The following is a 20951-nucleotide window of genomic DNA, read 5'->3' as shown; positions in this document are numbered from 1 at the left end:
TCCGGGCCTGACCGCGGAACGCTTCCTGCCGGATCCGTTTGGCGAGCCGGGCGCACGCCTGTACCGCAGCGGCGACCTGGCCCGCTGGAACGCCGAGGGTGCGCTGGAGTACGTCGGTCGTGCCGACTTCCAGGTGAAGATCCGCGGCCAGCGCATCGAGCTGGGCGAAATCGAAAACGTGCTGCTGGCGCAACCGTCGGTGCACGACGCCGTGGTCAGCGCGCAACCCACCGCGCACGGCCCGCAATTGGTGGCCTATGTGGTTGCCGAGGCTCAGCACGCGCTGTCCATCGATGTGCTCAAGACCGCGCTGGGTCAAGAACTGCCTGCGTTCATGGTCCCGGCCCACGTCATGCTGCTGGAGCGCTTGCCGCGCAACGCCAACGGCAAGCTGGACCGCAAGGCCTTGCCTGCGCCAACCGTACAGGTACGCCATTTCGAAGCGCCACAGGGCGAGCGCGAGGAAATCCTCGCCGAGCTCTGGCAGAGCCTGCTGAACGTCGAGCGGGTCGGTCGCGACGACAACTTCTTTGAACTGGGCGGGCACTCGCTGCTGGCGACACGGCTGTTGTCGCGGATTCGCGAGCGCCTGGGCGTGAGCATTCCGTTGGCGCAAGCCTTCGAGGCCACCACCGTCGCCGCACAGGCCGCCCTGATCGACACCTTGCAGGGTCAGACCCTGACGCTCGACCGCCTCGATGCGCTGGACGAGTTAATGAATGAGCTGGAGGAAAGCAACTGATGTCGCAACCGAGCATGACTTCGCACAGCAAGCTGCTGGCACTGGCCACCCGCTTCCTCAGCCTCGGCGCGGCGCAGCGTCGGCTGTTTCTGGGCAAGTTGCGTGAGCAGGGGCTGGACGCGTCGGCGTTGCCGATCCCCTCCGGCGTGGCAGGCGAGCGCAGTCCGACCTCTTTTTCTCAGCAGCGTCTGTGGTTCCTTGAGCAGTTGGAACCGGGCAACAGCACCTATCACCTGCCGGGCGCGCTGCGCCTGAAGGGCACGCTGGACGTGGCCGCCGTGCAACGGGCATTTGCCCGTGTCGCCGAGCGTCATGCCAGCCTGCGCACGGTGTTCGACAGCGCCGAAGACGGCACGCCGCAGCAGGTGGTTCTGGCGTCCCAGGCGATGCCGTTCGAACAATTGAGCGCCGCCGATGACGCTGAGCAGCAACGCCTGGCCGATGAGTTCGCCCGTCGCCCGTTCGACCTCGCCCAAGGCCCGCTGTGGCGGGTGGCGCTGGTCAAACGAAGCGAAGACGAACATGTGTTGCTGGTCTGCCTGCACCACATCATCGCCGACGGTTGGTCGATTCAGGTGCTGTTGCTGGACTTCGTCCAGGCCTATCGGGCCGCGCTGCAGGGCGATGATTCGCCGCTCCCGGCGCTGCCGCTGAACTATGCGGATGTGGCCCTGTGGCAACGCGCTTGCCTGGAAGCCGGCGAGGGCGACCGCCAATTGGAGTACTGGAAACAGCAACTGGGCGACGAGCCGCCCGTGCTGGAATTGCCCGCCGACCGCCCGCGCCCTGCACGACAGAGCTATCGCGGCGCGCGCCTGCCGTTCAGCTTCGACGACGCGCTGTCTGCGCGCCTGCGCGCGGTGGCGAAACAGCGTGGCGTGACGCTGTTCACCGTGATGCTCGCTGCCTATCAAGTGTTGCTGCAGCGCCTCAGCGGCCAGACCGACCTGCGCATTGGTGTGCCGATTGCCGGGCGTCAACGCGCTGAAACCGAAGGGCTGATTGGCTTCTTCGTCAACACCCAGATTCTGCGTGGCGAGGTCACGGCCGACGCCACCTTCAACCAGATCATCGACGCCGTGCGCTTGACCTCCCAAGGCGCGCAGGCTCATCAGGACCTGCCGTTCGAGCAACTGGTGGACGCCCTGGCCCCTGAGCGTAGCCTGAGCCATAACCCGCTGTTTCAGGTGCTCTATAACCATCAGCAGCGCCAGGACGAAGCGCTGCAATTGATGCCCGGCCTGAGCGCGACCCTCATTCCGCTGGACAGCGGCAGCGCACAGTTCGACCTGGCGTTGCACACCTGGGAAAACGCCGCCGGTGAGCTGGCAGGCAACTGGAACTACGCCACTGACCTGTTCGACCACCGCAGCATCGAGCGCCTGCATGGGCGCTTCGTGCAACTGTTCGCCCAATTGCTGGAGCAGCCCGACGCAGCGATTGGCGACTTCGACGTGCTGGATGTGAAGGACCGGGCTCAGTTGGCCTTGGTCAATGACACGAGTCGTGAATGGTCGGCTGAAACGCCGGTCGTGCATCGCCATTTTGAGCGTCTGGCTGCACTGCATCCGGAGCGTGAAGCGCTGCGTTGTGGCGATCAGGTGTTGAGCTATCAGCAACTCGATCAGCGTGCTAACCAACTCGCGCATTACCTGCGCGCTCAGGGCGTGGACCGCGAGTCACTGGTCGGCGTGGCTACATTGCGCTCCGTGGAAATGGTCGTGGCCTTGTACGCGGTAGTGAAGGCGGGCGCTGCGTACGTGCCGCTGGACCCGGAATACCCGGTGGACCGCTTGCGCTACATGCTGGAAGACGCCGGGATTGGTTTGCTGCTGAGCCATGACGCGGTGATCGATGACTTGCCTGTTGTCGAAGGCTTGCAGGTGCTGAACCTGGACCGTCTGGCATTGGATGATCAGCCGGTCACAGCGCCGGTTGTAGAGATTCATCCCGAGCAACTGGCCTACATGATCTACACCTCTGGTTCCACCGGGAAACCGAAAGGCGCTGGCAACACCCACGCTGCGCTGTTCAACCGTTTGGCGTGGATGCAAGAGGTGTATCAGCTCGATGCCACTGACGCCGTGTTGCAAAAGACGCCGTTCAGTTTCGACGTCTCGGTGTGGGAGTTCTTCTGGCCGCTGATGGTGGGTGCGCGTCTGGTCATGGCCCAGCCGGGCGATCATCGCGATCCGGCCTTGCTCACGGCCTTGATCGCTGATCAGCAGATCACCACGCTGCACTTCGTACCCTCGATGCTCGCTGCGTTCATGGCCCAGGACGACCTCTCTGGCTGCGCCTCGCTGAAACGCATCGTCTGCTCTGGCGAAGCCCTGCCTGCGGACCTTGCACGGGACACCTTGCAGCACCTGCCGAACGCCGGTCTGTTCAACCTCTACGGCCCGACCGAAGCGGCCATCGACGTGACCCACTGGACGTGCGTCAACGAGCCGGGCGCGTCGGTGCCAATTGGTCGTCCGATTGCCAACCTGCAAATCCACATCCTCGACAGCCGCTTGAACCCGCAGCCGATTGGCGTGCCGGGCGAGCTGTACATCGGCGGCGCCGGGCTGGCTCGCGGCTACCATCAGCGCCCCGGCCTGACCGCCGAGCGCTTCGTGGCCAGCCCGTTCGGCCACGGCGAGCGCCTGTACCGCACGGGCGATCTGGCCCGCTGGCGTGCCGACGGCGCGGTGGAATACCTGGGCCGCCTCGACCATCAGATCAAACTGCGCGGTTTGCGGGTGGAAATCGGCGAGATCGAATCGGCGTTGCTGGATCACCCTGCGGTCAACGAAGCCGTGGTCGTGGCCCGCCAACTTGCCACCGGCATGCAATTGGTCGGCTATCTGGTTGCCGAGGCCTTTGACGAAGAGCAACTGCGCACCCAACTGAAACAGCGCCTGCCGGACTACATGGTCCCGGCGCATCTGGTGACGCTGGACAAGTTCCCGCTGTCGGCCAACGGCAAGCTGGACCGCAAGGCCTTGCCTGAACCGCAGGTGCAGCAACGGGACTTCGAAGCGCCGCAGGACGGGGTCGAAAGCGAACTGGCCGCCCTGTGGCAAGACTTGCTCGGCGTTGAGCAGGTCGGTCGTCAAGACAACTTCTTTGCGCTGGGCGGCGATTCCATCCTCAGCCTGCAAATCATTTCCCGCGCGAAGAAACGCGGGATTCAACTGTCGCCTCGGCAGATGTTCGAGCGCCAGACCATCGCTGAGCTGGCGCACGTCGCTCAGGTGGTCAATCGCGATGAAACCGCCGCGCTGGCGCGTATCGAACTCAACCGCGACATCCCGCTGACGCCGATCCAGCACTGGTTTTTCGAACAGCCGATGCGTTATCGCAGCCACTGGAACCAGTCGTTGCTGTTGACCCCGACCGAGGCGTTGGAAGCCACCGCACTGGCGGAGGCCTTACAGGCGCTGGTCACGCATCATGATGCGCTGCGCATGGCTTTTGTGCGGCAGGACAACGGCCATTGGCAGCAGCGCTATCGCGCCGACGAAAGCGCCGATCGCCTGCTGTGGCAGCGTGAGATCGACGCGGTCCAGCTCACTCACGCCTGCAACGAGGCGCAAGCCAGCCTCGATCTCACAGACGGCCCGCTGCTGCGCGCGGTGCACTTCAAGCTGGCAGGCGGCAGTGAGCGGCTGCTGCTGGTGGTGCATCACCTGGTGGTGGACGGGGTGTCGTGGCGCGTGCTGCTGGAAGACCTGCACAACGCCTACGTTCAGGCGCAGGCAGGTTTGACTGTCGACCTGGGCGAGAAGGGCCTCTCGTTCCAGCGTTGGGCCAACCGTCTGCTGGACTTCGCCTACAGCGACGCGGTGTTGGCGCAAGCCGATTACTGGCGCAGCCTGCCTGTCGCGCCGCCATTGCCTTGCGCCAACCCTCAAGGCACATCGCAGCAAGGCGGGGTGCAGCAATTGGGGTTGCACGTGGATGCCGAACGTACGCAAGCGTTGCTCAACGAGGCCCCGACGGCGTACCGCACCCAGATCAACGACCTGCTGCTGACCGCATTGGCCCGCGCGCTGAAGCAGTGGAGCGGCGAACCCCGTGCATTGATCGCACTGGAAGGCCATGGCCGCGAGGACCTGTTCGCTGGCTTGGATGCGGCGCGCACCGTGGGTTGGTTCACCAGTCTGTACCCGGTCAGCCTGTACGCCGACGACGACCTCGACACCGCCCTCAAACACACCAAGGAAACCCTGCGCGCCGTACCTCATGGCGGGCTGGGCTACGGCCTGCTGCGCCATCTGCGCGGCGAAGCGCTCCCTGCGCTGGAAGGCTGTGTGCTGTTCAACTACATGGGCCGCGTGCAGAACAGCAGTGGTCTGTTTCACCTGGCGACCGAAAGCAGCGGCGATCAGCGTGCCGCCGATGCACCCCTGGCCTGCGAGTTGTCCATCGATGCCCAAGTGCGTGACGGCCAGTTCAGCCTTACCTGCAGCTACAGCGGCGAACGTCACGAAGCGGCGTCCATTCAACGCCTGCTGGACGCCTACGCCGATGCGCTGGACGCCGTCATCGCTCATTGCCGTACCCGGTCGGCGGTCACCCCGTCGGACTTCCCGTCGCTGAGCGTGACCCAGGCGCAGCTGGACGCATTGCCGGTTGCCGCCCGCGACATTGAGCAGCTTTACCCGCTGACGCCGATGCAACAGGGCCTGCTGTTCCACAGCGAGCTGGCGGACAGCCAAGGCGCCGACGATGCCCGCGACCTGTACATCAATCAGGTTGCGCTGGACATCGACCACCTGCCGCTGGCCCGCTTCAAGGCCGCATGGACCGCCGCCGTGCAGCGTCATCCGATCCTGCGCGCCTCGTTCCTGCGCCTGAGCGGCACTCAGCAACCGGTGCAATTGATTCGTCGAGATGCGGCGTTGCAGGTGCGCGAACTGGACCTGCGCCACAGCGATCAAGCCCTGGCCGATGTGCTGGCCGCTGAGCGGGAAACGCCGTTCAGCCTGCACGACGCGCCGCTGATGCGGGTGTTGCTGGTGCGCCAGAGCGAGACCTTGTGGAAACTGGTCTGGACCTTCCACCACATCCTGCTCGATGGCTGGAGCAGTGCGGCGGTTCTGGGTGAAGTGATTCAGGCAGCGATGTCGGACGTCGCGCCGATGCCTGCCGGGCATTACGGCGATTACGTCGAATGGCTGCTGAGCCGCGATGCCGAACAAAGCGCGAACTTCTGGCAACGCCATTTGGCCGGTTTCGAGCAGCCGACTTTGATGGCCACCGCGTTGACGGCGCCCCTGTCAGCCACTGGCGAGCCGCTGCCGAGGCAAGTGCTGGTCAAGTCGATGGACCTGGACAGCGCACTGCTCAACAGCGCGGCACGCCGTCAGCGCGTGACCGTGAACACCTTGATTCAGGCGGTGTGGGTGCTGCTGTTGCAGCGCTACACCGGGCAGAAACGCGTGGCCTTCGGTGCGACGGTATCTGGCCGTTCGGCGCAGGTGCCGGGCATCGAGCGCATGCTCGGCCTGTTCATCAACACCTTGCCGCTGGTGCAGGCGCCGGACGCCCAGCAGAAGGTCGGCGACTGGCTAAACGACCTGCAAGCCCACAACCTGGAGCTGCGCGAACACGAACACACGCCGCTGTTCGAAGCCCAGCGCTACGCCGGGCACGCCGGGCGTGACCTGTTCGACAGCCTGGTGGTGTTCGAAAACTACCCGGTAGACGACGTGCTCCGCGAGAAACACGTTGGAGGTGTGAACCTGGGCTCGGTCGAACTGAGCGACAAGACGCACTATCCGTTGAGCCTGGCCGTGGTCGCGGGTGAAAATGCCCATATCCACGTCAACTACCACAGCAACGTGTTCAGCGCCGGGCAGATCGAACGCCTGTGCGGCCACTTCCAGGCGCTGCTGGACGGCCTCTGCCGCTTCCCCGAGGCGCGCATCGGCGAGCTGTCGATGCTGACCGAGCAGGACCTTTGCGAGATTCACGCCTGGAACCGCCCACCCTTCTCGCCGTATGCGGATCGCCCCATTCACGAACTGATCGCCGATCATGCCCGCCTGCGCCCGGAGGCGATTGCCCTGGTGCATGGCGAACAACGCCTGACTTTCGCCGAGTTCGACCGGCGCGCCAACCAACTCGCTCATGCGTTGCGCGCCCGAGGCATCGGCACCGAAGTGCGGGTGGCGATTGCCATGGAGCGGGGTGTCGATCTGTGGCTTTCGTTCATGGCGGTGTTGAAAGCCGGTGGTGCGTACATTCCGCTGGACCCGGATTACCCGACCGAACGCCTGCGCTACATGCTCGAAGACGGTGGCGTGAAGCTGCTGATCTCCCACGATGCGGCGTTGAATCGCGTACCGGTGGGTGACGTGCCGTTGCTCAATCTGGATCAGCTGGATGTGTCCAACGAACCGGTCACAGCGCCGAATGTGGTGATCCATCCGCAGCAACTGGCCTATCTGATCTACACCTCGGGTTCGACCGGCAAGCCCAAAGGCGCAGCTATCGCCCATGGCGACATCTCGATGCACATCCAGACCATCGGCGAGCGCTACCGCTTCACCCCGGAAGATCGCAAGTTCCATTTCCTGTCGATCAGCTTCGACGGCGCCCACGAAGGCTGGATGATGCCGCTGTGCTACGGCGCACGTGTGGTATTGCGCGATCAGGAGCTGTGGAGCGTTGAACAGACCTACGACACGCTGATCCGCGAGGGCATCACCGTCGCATCCTTCCCGCCGAGCTACCTGCGCCAGTTGTCCGACTGGGCGGGCTTGCAAGGGAAGGGGCCGGGGGTGAAAACCTACTGCTTCGCCGGGGAAGCCTTCAGCCGCGAAATGCTGCACGACGTGATCCGCAACTTGCAGCCGCTGTGGATCATCAACGGTTACGGCCCGACCGAAACCGTGGTCACGCCGACCCTGTGGCTGGCTTCGGCGGAGACCGCTGACTTCACCACTGCTTACGCCCCAATTGGCGATCTGGTCGGTGATCGCCAGGGTTACGTGATGGACGCTGATTTGAACCCGCTGCCGCAAGGGCTGGCCGGTGAACTGTACCTCGGTGGCGCCGTGGCACGGGGTTACCTGGACCGTCCGGGCGCCACCGCCGAGCGTTTCCTGCCGCACCCGTTCCGTCCGGGCGAACGTCTCTACCGCAGCGGCGACCGCGTACGGTTGAACAGCGAGGGCCTGCTGGAATACCTGGGCCGTATCGACCACCAGATCAAGATTCGTGGCTTCCGCATCGAAGCCGGGGAGATCGAGGCGGCGCTGAAAGGCTGTGAAGGCGTGCGTGAGGCGCTGGTCATTGTGCGTGACGGGGCGAACGGCAAGCAGCTATTGGGCTACGTCGGCGGTAACGACCTCAACGACGAGCAGATCAAACAGCAGCTCAAAGTGACCCTCCCGGAACACATGATTCCGGCACACATCATCGTCATGGCGCGCCTGCCACAACTGCCCAACGGCAAGCTGGACCGCAATTCGCTGCCGGACCCGCACGTCAGTTCCAGTGACTACCAGGCACCGCAAACCGCGCTGGAACAGCAACTCGCCGCGCTGTGGCAACCGTTGCTGGGCCTCGACGCGGTGGGGCGCAACGATCACTTCTTCGAGCTTGGCGGCCACTCGTTGCTGGCGATGCAACTGATTTCGCGCCTGCGCCATGAGCACGGCCTCAGCGTGCCGCTGCGCGCGCTGTTTGAGGCGCCGCGTCTGGCGGATTTTGCCCTGCGCGTCGCGCAACTGGAGGCACCCGCGCAGCAGCTTGAACTGACGCCGCGGCACGCCACGCAAGCGGTCCAATCGTACTCGCAACAACGTCTGTGGTTCCTCGACCAACTGCAACCGGGCGGCCACACCTACAACCTGCCGGGCGCGGTGCGTTTCATCGGCGAGCTGAATGAAGAGGCCTTGCAGGCCGCCTTCGATGCGCTGACTCAACGCCACGAAGTGCTGCGGACCCGATTCGTCGCAGGGGAAGGCATTCCGCTGCAGAAAATCGAGGCTGCGCGTTCGGTCGAGATCGAACGTCTGGACATCAGCGCTGAATCCGACGTTGAAGCCGCGTTCAACAGGTTGGCGCGAGGCTTCGTCCAGCGTCCGTTCAACCTGGCCCACAGCCCGGTTTGGCGCGTGGCGCTGGTGCGTGTGACGGCAAACGAACAGCGCCTGCTGCTGTGCCTGCACCACATGATTTCGGACGGCTGGTCGGTTGGCGTGCTGCTGCAGGAGTTCAGCGAGCTGTACGCCGCAGCGGTCGAAAGCCGTGCTGCGCGACTGGTCGAGTTGCCGGTGCAGTACGCCGACTTCGCCGCCTGGCAGCGCGACTGGCTGGCAGCGGGGGAAGCCCAGCGGCAACTGCGCTATTGGCGCGAGGAATTGGGTGACGACCATCCGGTGCTGGAACTGCCGACCGACCGTCCGCGTCCGGCGCAGCAAAGCTACCAGGGTGATCGCCTGTTGTTTGCCTTCGACACCGCGTTCAGCGAGCGCCTGCGGGCGTTCGCCAAGGCTCAGGGTGTCACGCCGTTCATGGCCGTGCTTGCGGCGTATCAGGTGCTGCTGCATCGCCTGAGTGGGCAGAACGATCTGCGCATTGGCGTGCCGATTGCCGGGCGTTCGCGACTGGAAGTGGAGGGTTTGATTGGCTTCTTCGTCAGCACGCAAGTCGTGCGGGCCGAAGTCTCGGCACAGCAGACCTTCCGAGAAGTGCTGGAGCAAGTCAAAGCCCGGACCCTTGGCGCCCAGGCCCACCAGGACTTGCCGTTCGAGCAACTGGTCGAGGCGCTGCAACCTGAGCGCAGCCTGAGCCACAACCCGCTGTTCCAGGTGGCGTACGACCATCAGCAACGCGCATTCGACCAGCTTGTATTGCCTGGCGTAGAGGCTGAAATTCTGCCGCTGGACGATGGCAGCAGCCAGTTCGACCTGGCGCTGAACACCCATGAAGACGCCAACGGCGCATGGGGTGGGTCGTGGAATTACGCCACCGATCTGTTCGACCACCGCAGCATCGAGCGCCTGCATGGCCGCTTCGTGCAATTGTTCGCGCATTTGCTGGAGCAGCCCGACGCGGCGATTGGCGACTTCGACGTGCTGGATGTGAAGGACCGTGCGCAGTTGGCCTTGGTCAATGACACGGCCCACGACTGGGCCGGTGAAACGCCCATCGTGCATCGCCATTTCGAGCGCCTGACCGCTTTACACCCTGAGCGTGAAGCGTTGCGCTGTGGCGATCAGGTGCTGAGCTATCAGCAACTGGATCAGCGTGCCAACCAACTCGCGCATTACCTGCGTGCGCAAGGCGTGGGCCGTGAATCGCTGGTGGGTGTTGCCACCTTGCGTTCCTTGGAAATGGTCATCGCGCTGTACGCCGTGGTGAAAGCGGGCGCCGCGTACGTGCCGCTGGACCCGGAATACCCGGTGGACCGCTTGCGCTACATGCTGGAGGACGCCGGGATTGGTTTGCTGTTGAGTCACGATCCAGTAATCGACGACCTGCCTGTGATCGAAGGCTTGCAGGTGCTGAACCTGGACCGTCTGGCATTGGACGATCAGCCCGTCACCGCGCCGGTTGTGGAGATTCATCCTGAACAACTGGCCTACATGATCTACACCTCCGGTTCCACCGGGAAGCCAAAAGGCGCAGGCAACACCCACGCCGCGCTGTTCAACCGTTTGGCGTGGATGCAGGACGCCTATCAACTCGATGCCACCGACGCCGTGCTGCAAAAAACGCCGTTCAGCTTTGACGTCTCGGTGTGGGAGTTCTTCTGGCCGCTGATGGTGGGGGCGCGTCTGGTCATGGCCCAGCCGGGCGATCATCGCGATCCGGCCTTGCTCAGGGCCTTGATCACTGATCAGCAGATCACCACGCTGCACTTCGTGCCGTCGATGCTCGCTGCGTTCATGGCCCAGGACGATATGGCCGGCTGTGCTTCGCTGAAACGCATCGTCTGCTCTGGCGAAGCCCTGCCTGCGGACCTTGCACGGGACACCTTGCAGCGCCTGCCGAACGCCGGGCTGTTCAACCTCTATGGCCCGACTGAAGCCGCCATCGACGTCACCCACTGGACGTGCGTCAATGAGCCAGGTGCGTCGGTGCCGATTGGTCGTCCGATTGCCAACCTGCAAATCCACATCCTCGACAGCCGCTTGAACCCGCAGCCGATTGGCGTGCCGGGCGAGCTGTACATCGGCGGCGCCGGGCTGGCTCGCGGCTACCATCAACGCCCCGGCCTGACCGCCGAGCGCTTCGTGGCCAGCCCGTTCGGCCACGGCGAGCGCCTGTACCGCACGGGCGATCTGGCCCGCTGGCGGGCAGACGGCGCCGTGGAATACCTGGGCCGTCTCGACCATCAGATCAAACTGCGCGGCTTGCGGGTGGAAATCGGCGAGATCGAATCGGCGTTGCTGGATCACCCTGCGGTCAACGAGGCCGTGGTCGTGGCCCGCCAACTCGCCACCGGCATGCAATTGGTCGGCTATCTGGTTGCCGAGGCGTTTGACGAAGAGCAACTGCGCACCCAACTGAAACAACGCCTGCCGGACTACATGGTACCGGCGCATCTGGTGATGCTGGACAAATTCCCGTTGTCGGCCAACGGCAAACTGGACCGCAAGGCCTTGCCCGAGCCCCAGGTGCAGCAGCGGGACTTCGAAGCGCCCTTGGACGGGGTCGAAAGCGAACTGGCCGCCCTGTGGCAAGACCTGCTCGGCGTTGAGCAGGTCGGGCGTCGTGATCATTTCTTCGAACTCGGCGGGCATTCGCTGCTGGCGATTCAACTGGTGGCGCAGGTCCGTCGCGATCTCTCACTGGAACTGCCGCTACGCGCTCTGTTTGATGCGCCAGTGCTGGCCGATCTCGCCCAGTACCTGAGCACCCGCGCCGAGCGCGCGGCGTTGCCCGCGCTGTTGCCCCGCGGCGAGCATGACGTTGCGCCGCAGTCGTTCGCGCAACAGCGGCTGTGGTTCCTTGCGCAACTGGAACCGGACAGCGCGGCCTACAACCTGCCGTGCGTGCTCAAACTGAGTGGCGCGTTGCAGATCGACGCCTTGCAGCGCAGCTTTGACGCGCTGGCGGCCCGCCACGAAAGTCTGCGCACCTGTTTCCAGCCGGGCGAGCAGGGCATTCCGCTGCAACGCATCCTGCCGGTGAGCAGCGTGAAGATGGTGCGGCATGACCTGCACGACAGTGCCAACGTCGAGGCTGATTTCAGCGAACTGGCCCATGCCTTCATGAACCAGCCGTTCGACCTCGACGCCGAGCGCGCACCCTGGCGTGTGGCGCTGGTACGAGTGGCCGAAGATCAATGGCGGCTGCTGCTGTGCATGCACCACATCATCTCCGATGGCTGGTCGGTGCAGGTCATGCTGGAAGACTTCGCCACCCTCTATCGCGCCTTCTCCAGCGGCGAAAACGCCAGTCTGCCGAGCTTGGGCGTGCACTACGCCGACTATGCGATCTGGCAACGTGAGGTGCTGAGCGGCAAGGAGCGCGAGCGTCAGTTGAGCTGGTGGCGCGAGGCATTGGGCGATGAGCACCCGGTGCTCGAGCTGCCCGCCGACCGTTCACGCCCGGCCGAGCGTGACGGTCAGGGCGGACGTCATGCGTTTGTGTTGCCCCAGGCGCTGGCTGACCAACTGCGGCAGACGGCGAGAACGCAAGACGTCACGCTGTTCATGCTGTTTCTGGCGTCTTTCGACACCCTGTTGTACCGCCTGAGCGGCCAGCGCGATCTGCGCATCGGCGTGCCGGTGGCCGGGCGTGCCGAGCTGCAAACCCAAGGGCTGATTGGTTTCTTCGTCAATACCCTGGTGCTGCGTGCGCAGGTCAGCGGCGATCAGCCGTTCACCCAATTGCTGGCGCAGGTCAAAGACAACCTGCTGGGCGCCCATGCCCATCAGGACCTGCCGTTCGAACAGTTGGTGGAGGCGCTGCAACCGGCGCGCAGCCTGAGCGTCAACCCGTTGTTCCAGGTCAGCTACAACCACCAGCAGCAACCGGACATGTCGCTGCTGCAATTCGACGGCCTGAGCTGCGAAGCGCAGCAGTGGGACATCAAGGGTGCGCAATTCGATTTGGTGCTGGGCACGTTCGAACATCAGGACGGCCGCATCAGCGGCTACCTCGACTACGCCACCGACCTGTTCGACGCGTCGACCGTGGAGCGCCTGTACGGCCAGTTGCTCACCGTGCTGAATGCCGTTTGCGCACAGCCGCACACCGCAATTGGCGACCTGCCGCTGCTCAGTGAGGCCGATCTGGCGGCGCTGGATCGGTGGAATACGCCACCATTCTCGCCGTATGTGGATCGCCCGATTCACGAACTGATCGCCGATCACGCCCGCCTGCGCCCGGAGGCGATTGCCCTGGTGCATGGCGAACAGCACCTGACCTTCGCCGAGTTCGACCGGCGCGCCAACCAACTCGCTCATGCATTGCGCGCCCGTGGCATCGGCACCGAGGTGCGGGTGGCGATTGCCATGGAACGTGGCGTCGATTTGTGGCTGTCATTCATGGCGGTGTTGAAAGCCGGTGGTGCGTACATTCCGCTGGACCCGGATTACCCGACCGAACGCCTGCGCTACATGCTGGAAGACGGCGGGGTGAAGCTGCTGATCTCCCACGACGCGGCGTTGAATCGCGTGCCGGTGGGTGACGTGCCGCTGCTCAATCTGGATCGGCTCGATGTGTCCAACGAACCGGTCACAGCACCGAATGTGGTGATCCATCCGCAGCAACTGGCCTATCTGATCTACACCTCGGGTTCGACCGGCAAGCCCAAAGGCGCGGCCATTGCCCATGGCGATATTTCGATGCACATCCAGACCATCGGCGAGCGCTACCGCTTCACCCCGGAAGATCGCAAGTTCCATTTCCTGTCGATCAGCTTCGACGGCGCCCACGAAGGCTGGATGATGCCGCTGTGCTACGGCGCTCGTGTGGTGTTGCGCGATCAGGAGCTGTGGAGCGTCGAGCAGACCTACGACACGTTGATCCGCGAGGGCATCACTGTCGCATCCTTCCCGCCGAGCTACCTGCGCCAGTTGTCCGACTGGGCGGGCTTGCAAGGGAAGGGGCCGGGGGTGAAAACCTACTGCTTCGCCGGGGAAGCCTTCAGCCGCGAAATGCTGCACGACGTGATCCGCAACTTGCAGCCGCTGTGGATCATCAACGGTTACGGCCCGACCGAAACCGTGGTCACGCCGACCCTGTGGCTGGCTTCGGCGGAGACCGCTGACTTCACCACTGCTTACGCCCCAATTGGCGATCTGGTCGGTGATCGCCAGGGTTACGTGATGGACGCTGATTTGAACCCGCTGCCGCAAGGGCTGGCCGGTGAACTGTACCTCGGTGGCGCCGTGGCACGGGGTTACCTGGACCGTCCGGGCGCCACCGCCGAGCGTTTCCTGCCGCACCCGTTCCGTCCGGGCGAACGCCTCTACCGCAGCGGCGACCGCGTGCGGTTGAACAGCGAGGGCCTGCTGGAATACCTGGGCCGTATCGACCACCAGATCAAGATTCGTGGCTTCCGCATCGAGGCCGGGGAGATCGAAGCGGCGCTGAAAGGCTGTGAAGGCGTGCGCGAGGCGCTGGTCATCGTGCGTGACAGTCCGAGCGGCAAACGCCTGCTGGGTTATGTCGGCGGCGATGTCAAGGGCAGCGGCCTCAACGAAGACAGCCTCAAGCAACAACTGGGCAACACGTTGCCGGAGTACATGGTGCCTGCGCATATCATGGTGATGGAGCGCCTGCCGCAGTTGCCCAACGGTAAACTGGACCGCAACGCGTTGCCTGATCCGCACGTCGGCCATCAGACGTTCGAAGCGCCGCAAGGTGAGCGCGAAGCGCAGTTGGCCGAGGTCTGGCAGCAACTGCTGGGCATCCAAGGCGTCAGCCGTCGCGACAGCTTTTTCGAGCTGGGCGGCGATTCGATTCAGTCGTTGGCCGTGATCACCCGCTTGCGTCAGGTCGGCCTGAAACTGCTGCCCAAGGACGTCTTCAGCCACCCTCGGCTGAAGGACCTCGCGTTGCGCCTGACCGAGGTCGAGGCCAGTGCAGAAGTGATCGAAGACACGCCTCGCGGCGCGGTGGCGCTGACCCCGATTCAGGCGCATTTCTTCGACCAGCCGATGGCAAACCGTGCGCACTTCAACCAGGCGTTGTTGCTGGAGGTGCAGCGCCCGGTCGAGGCGCCGCTTCTGGCACGGGCGCTGGACGCTGTATTGCGTCATCACGACGGTCTGAACCTGAGCTTCCGCTTCCGAGGCGAGCAGGGTTGGGAGCAGGTCTATCGCGAAACACCCGCGCCCGATGCCCTGTGGGTTCGCGAAGTTGCTGATGACCATGCGCTGACTGACCTCTGCGAGCAGGCCCAACGCAGCCTCGATCTGGAAAACGGCCCGCTGCTGCGAGTGGTGCTGGCGCAGATGGCTGGCAATCAGCGCCAGCGCCTGTTGCTGGTGGCGCATCACTTGGTGGTGGACGGTGTCTCCTGGCGCGTCTTGCTGGAAGACCTGTCCCGGGCCTACACGCAGCTGACATCGGAGACCCCGGTGAACCTGGGGCCGAAATCCAGCAGCTATCAACGTTGGGCACAACATTGGGTGCAGGCCACGCAGGCCCCTGAACGAGAAGCCGAAGTGTCGCAGTGGCTGACGCTGATCGGGCAAGAAGCGGGCACTTGGCCGGTGGACAACGCGCAGGGCCGCGCGACCCAGCAGGACCTGGACCAGTGCGAGCTGCTGCTGGACGCCGACCTGACCCATCGCCTGCTGCGTGAAGCCCCTGCCGCCCTGAATGCCCGTATGGATGAAATCTTGCTGGCGGCGCTGGCTCAGGCCCTCCGTGGCTGGACGGGTCAGGCCAACAACCTGGTGGCGCTGGAAGGTCATGGCCGCGAGGCGTTGGCTGAAGGTCTGGACGTTGGCCGCACCGTGGGCTGGTTCACCAGCCTGTTCCCGGTACGAGTCGAGGCAGCGAGCGACATCAATCAGACCGTCGAACAGGTGCGTGCCGTGGTGCGTGGTTTGCCCGACAAGGGCGTCGGTTTCGGTCTGCTGCGTTACCTGGGCCATGAGCGGGTGCGCGAGCAACTGGCTGCGCTGCCAGAGCCGAAAGTGGTGTTCAACTACCTCGGTCAGTTCGATCAGGATATGGGGGATGGGCGTTTCGCGCCGTCGAAGGTGCCTGCGGGTGCGCTGGTGGATCCGTCCACCCCACTCAACCGCGAACTGGAAATCAACGGCCAGATCTTCGCCGGGCAATTGGGCCTGACCTTCCGTTACAGCGGCCAGCGCTACCAGCGCTCGACCATCGAACGCCTGCAAGCGGCCTACCGCGCCGCGTTGATCGAGCTGCTGGAGAGCCTGCCGTCGGCCCGGTCCACAACGGTGACACCGTCGGTCTCTGGTCGACGGGGGGCGCCGAATCCATTGATTCGCCTGAGCACAGGCGCCAGCGACAAACCGACAGTGTTCTGCGTGCACCCGGTCAGCGGCACGGTGGTGGGTTACTACGCCCTTGCGCGCCGGTTATCGACGCAGTGGGACCTGTGGGGCATTCAGAACCGTCAGGTGCTGGACGGTCAGTGGCGCGACACGTCCATCGAGCAGATGGCCCGGGATTACGTCAAGGCGCTGCTGGAGCACCAAACCGCGGGGACGTACCGCCTGATCGGCTGGTCCATGGGCGGCACCCTGGTGCTGGAAATGGCCCGTTTGCTGACCCGTCTGGGCAAGCGTGTGGCGTTTGTCGGCCTGATCGACGGCTACGTGCCGGGTGCCGGTCAGCCCCGTCCTCCGGTGCCGGACAACGCGCCGGGACCTCAGCCCGATGCAGATTCAGAAGAAGGCGACGAGCACTGGCAACAGTTGCTGGGCGTCGAGCGGCACATGCGCCAATTGGCCAACCAATACCGGGACATCCCCACCCTCAGCGTGCCGGTGTACGCCTGGTGGGCGGAGCGGTCCCCGGAAAATAACGAAAACGCACCGGCTCTACTGGAGCAGGGCACGGGTGGGCGCTTGCAGGTTTCGGCCTGGATCGATGCCGACCACCTCTCGATCGTCCGTGATCAGCTGTTCATCACTCAACTTGCCGAGGCCCTCGCGCAAGTCAACGAACGCCCTCAGTCAGAAGATTTCCAGGAGCAGGAATATGCATAGCCCCCATAACGTGACGTCGATTACCGAGCTCAACCCGGAAGCCGCGCTGGCCAACGCCCACTATCGGTTCACGCCCACGCCGCGGCTGGAGCGGCAGGCGTCCGTGGAGTCCAACGCACGCAGTTACCCGCGGCGCATTCCGCTGGAGCTCAAGCGGGCCCAGGGCATTCATGTGCAGGACAGCGAGGGACGCTGGTTCATCGATTGCCTGGCAGGGGCCGGCACCCTGGCGCTAGGGCATAACCACCCCGAGGTGGTGCAGTCGATGCGCAGCTTGCTCGACGGACAGCGCCCTTTGCACACGCTGGACCTGATGACCGAAGCGAAGGACGCGTTCATCGATGAATTGTTCGCGCTGTTGCCGCCCGAGTTCGCCAGGGACGCGCGGATTCAGTTCTGTGGCCCGGCGGGCACCGATGCGGTGGAAGCGGCATTGAAACTGGTACGCACCGCCACCGGGCGCAGCAACCTCATGGCCTTCCATGGGGCCTACCACGGCATGACCCAAGGTGCGCTGGGCCTGATGGGAAATCTGGGGCCCAAAAGCTACTTGGACGGACTGGCCTCCAACGCCCAATTTTTGCCGTTCCCGTATGACTACCGTTGCCCGTTCGGGGTCGGTGGCGAAGCGGGCGAGCGCATCGGCCTGCATTACATCGAGAACCAGCTCACCGACCCGGAAAGCGGCGTGTTGCCACCGGCCGGCATGATTCTGGAAACGCTGCAGGGGGAGGGTGGGGTCGTCCCTGCCTCGGCCCACTGGTTGCGTGAAATCCGCCGCATCACTCGCGAGGCCGGCGTGCCGCTTATCCTCGACGAAATCCAGTGCGGCGTTGCGCGTACGGGTAAGCCGTTCGCCTTCCAGCACGCCGGTATCGTGCCGGATGTGCTGGTGCTGTCCAAGGCCATTGGCGGCAGCCAGCCCATGGCGGTGGTGGTCTACAACAAAGCGTTGGACCTCTGGAAACCGGGCTCCCACGCCGGCACTTTCCGCGGCAACCAATTGGCGATGGCGGCCGGTGCCACCACGCTGCGTATCGTCCGCGAACAGCAGTTGGACCAGCACGCCGCTGCCATGGGCGAGCGCCTGAGCGGTCACTTGCGCGCCTTGCAGCGGGACTGCCCGCACATGGGCGATGTGCGTGGCATGGGGCTGATGCTCGGTGTGGAAATGGTCGATCCCGAAGGGCGCCCGGATGCCTTGGGTCGGTTTCCACAAAACGGTGAACTGGCCTCGCGCATTCAACGCCAATGCCTGCAACGGGGCCTGATCATCGAGGTCGGCGGGCGTCACTCCAGCGTTATCCGCTTCCTCCCTCCGCTCATCGTGACGGCGGCACAGATCGACCAGATCGCCGAGATATTCGGCGCTGCGGTGGGCGCAGCGATCAACCAGCACTAACCCATTCGCGGGGCCGTTTACGGCCATTCGGAGTCAGCCATGGATGGCACTTTGCTGTTATTCAGAATACCAATGGTAATGAGAAATATTCTCTGTTACATTTTCACGCTTTTTGACAAAAGTGGTCACTTTCGGGGGCTGGGGCCCCATGTTTTTCAAGGGAGGGGGAGTTCGGATGGTCAGCAACAATATGGCTCAATTCAAGGTGAAAGCCTTGGCAGCGCTGGTTGCAACGGTGGCTTGCCATGGCACCGCCTGGGCAGCGGATGCTCCGGCGCAACCGGCCAAGGGCGCCGCAATCCAACTGCAGAATTCGGTGGTGTCCGGCGAAGCGCCGGTGGCGGAAACGGACATCGGCTACCAGGCCAAGAACAGCACAGCGGGCACCAAGACCAGCACGCCGTTGGCGGAAACGCCTCGCTCGGTATCCGTGGTGACACGCCAGCGGATGCAGGACCAGGCGTCGCAAACCCTGACTGACGTGCTTGGCTATGTCCCAGGCATCTTCGCGCCGCCTTTTGCGGTCGGTGACGGCATCGCCGGTGACCTGTTTTCGATTCGCGGCTTCAACGCCACCGACTATGGCTACGGCCTGCTCAAAGACGGCTTGCGTCTGCAGGGCAACCGCTACGACACCACCACCGAACCCTATGGCCTGGAGCGCACCGAAGTGTTCCGTGGCCCGAGCTCGATCCTGTACGGCGAAAACGCACCGGGAGGGCTGGTCAACCTGGTCAGCAAGCGCCCCACCGAAACCGCGCAGGGCGAGGCCAAGTTCACCTACGGCAGCAACAACCGCCGCCAACTGGGGCTGGACGTCTCCGGGCCGCTGACCGACGACAACCGCATTCTCGGTCGCGTGGTGATGCTCGGTCGCAACGCCGACACCCAGGTCGACAGCGTGCCGGACGACCGCCTCTACATCGCCCCGTCGATGACCTTCAACTTCGACGAAGACACCTCGCTGACCCTGCTGTCTTCCTACCAGCGTGACCGCACCAAGTTTCTGTTGGGCTATCCGGCGGCGGGGACACTATTGAACAACCCGAACGGCAAGATCGGCAAAAGCCAGTTCAACGGCAATCCGAACTGGGACGACTTCGAGCGTGAAACCTGGACCCTGGGCTACGAGTTCAGCCATCAGTTGAACGAAAACTGGCAGTTCCGCCAGAACTCGCGCTACATGGAATCGCGGCTGGATCGCCATGAGACCTGGCCGAACAACCTGAACAACGGCGGCTTCGGCAGCAACCTGACCGCCACCTACTACGACCGCGACAACAAATCCATCGCCTACTCGGTGGACAACCAGTTCGAAGGTCACTTCACCTCCGGTGCGCTGGACAACACCGTGCTGCTGGGCGCCAGCTATGACCGCACCTCGTTCAACCAGGACTGGGCAGCAGGCTTCAGCGGCACGTACAACGTGTTCAACCCGGTCTTCCCGGCGGCGAAACCGACCACGCCGTTCACGGTTCAGAACTCGCAGCTCGACCAACAGATGTACGGCCTCTACAGCCAGTTGCAGAGCAAGTACGAGAACTGGATCTTCCTGCTGGGCGGTCGTCAGGACTTCGTCAACAGCAAATACCGCAACCGTGCGGGCACCACCAGTGGCGTGGCTGACCTGGACGGCTGGGACCATCGCTTCAGCTGGCAGACCGGCCTGATGTATCAATTCGAGAACGGTATCTCGCCATACGTCAGCTACTCGACGGCGTTCACCCCGGTGCAGCAGTCTTCCCAACCGAACGGCGATCTGCTTGATCCGATCCTCAGCCACCAGTATGAGGCGGGCGTGAAGATCGAGCCGCAAGGTTGGAACACCACCTTCACTGCCGCGGTGTTCGAGCTGACCAAGACCCACGACGTCGTGGCCGGGGCCAATGGCTTCAGTCAGCAGGTGGGGGAAAGCAAGTCCAAGGGTATCGAGCTGGAAGCCAACAGCGACATCACCCGCAACCTCAGTCTGACCGCTTCGTACACCTACACCGATGCACGGGTGACCAAAGACGCGCCGGGCTCGCTGTTCGAAGACCACCAGTTGACTGGTATTCCGCGTAACCAGGCGTCGGGCTGGGCAACGTACCGCTTCCTTGACGGCCCACTGAGTGGTTTCCGTCTGGGCGGGGGGGTGCGGTACTTCGACAATACGTTCGCGTACACCTCGCCCACGTTGTACGGCAAGTTGAAGACCGGCGATGTGACGTTGGTTGATGCGTTGGTCGGTTATGACTTCGACAAGCATTGGTCGGTGGACGTGAATGCGAAGAACCTGTTCGACAAGGAGTATGTCAGCGGGTGCAATAACGCAGGTCGTTGCTATTGGGGCGAAGAGCGCACGGTGCTGGGTACGGTGGCGTTCCGCTGGTAAGCGGTGGGTGTTATGGATGAGCCCTCGGTTTCGGGACCCGTATGGCCTGGTTATGGGCGCGGCTGAGATCGGGGACAGATCCATTGGCGCGTGGGCTGTGAGTTGGGTTTCGCCCCTTCACGGGCGACTCCATTTTGTTCTTGGCAAAAATGGAGGAAAACCGCTTGCTCCTGGTTTGGCCCTGACTGCGTCAGGGTTCCTTCCCTCCGGCGCCGTTACGTGGGCACGCCGCGGACGGCCATCCATGGCCGCGCGGCTCTCGCGGCTCCCGGCCGCTCAACC

At 63.9% G+C, this 20951-nt stretch carries 4 protein-coding genes; all 4 read left to right on the top strand.

Annotation, left to right across the window (positions count from 1 at the left end):
- A partial coding sequence (locus DBP26_RS26330) for a phosphopantetheine-binding protein (protein ID WP_146752962.1) occupies positions 1–742 on the top strand: 742 nt, incomplete at its 5' end.
- Positions 742–16893: a non-ribosomal peptide synthase/polyketide synthase gene (locus tag DBP26_RS26325; RefSeq protein ID WP_256604732.1), complete on the top strand. Its 16152-nt coding sequence runs from the start codon at positions 742–744 to the stop codon at positions 16891–16893. The genes DBP26_RS26330 and DBP26_RS26325, both read left to right, overlap by 1 nt.
- Positions 16886–18295 carry an aspartate aminotransferase family protein gene (locus DBP26_RS26320; RefSeq protein ID WP_108240620.1) on the top strand — a complete coding sequence of 470 codons (1410 nt, stop codon included), beginning with the start codon at positions 16886–16888 and terminating at the stop codon, positions 18293–18295. Before DBP26_RS26325 ends, DBP26_RS26320 begins: the two co-directional genes overlap by 8 nt.
- Before the next feature lie 175 nt (positions 18296–18470).
- On the top strand, positions 18471–20669 hold the full coding sequence (locus DBP26_RS26315) for a TonB-dependent siderophore receptor (RefSeq protein WP_256602132.1): 2199 nt from the start codon (positions 18471–18473) through the stop codon (positions 20667–20669).
- Positions 20670–20951 lie beyond the last annotated feature (282 nt).

Source organism: Pseudomonas sp. RIT409, from assembly GCF_003052515.2.
Taxonomy (GTDB): Bacteria; Pseudomonadota; Gammaproteobacteria; order Pseudomonadales; family Pseudomonadaceae; genus Aquipseudomonas.
The sequence above is the reverse complement of the archived record's forward strand: the minus strand, read 5'-3'. Positions and strand labels throughout refer to the sequence as shown.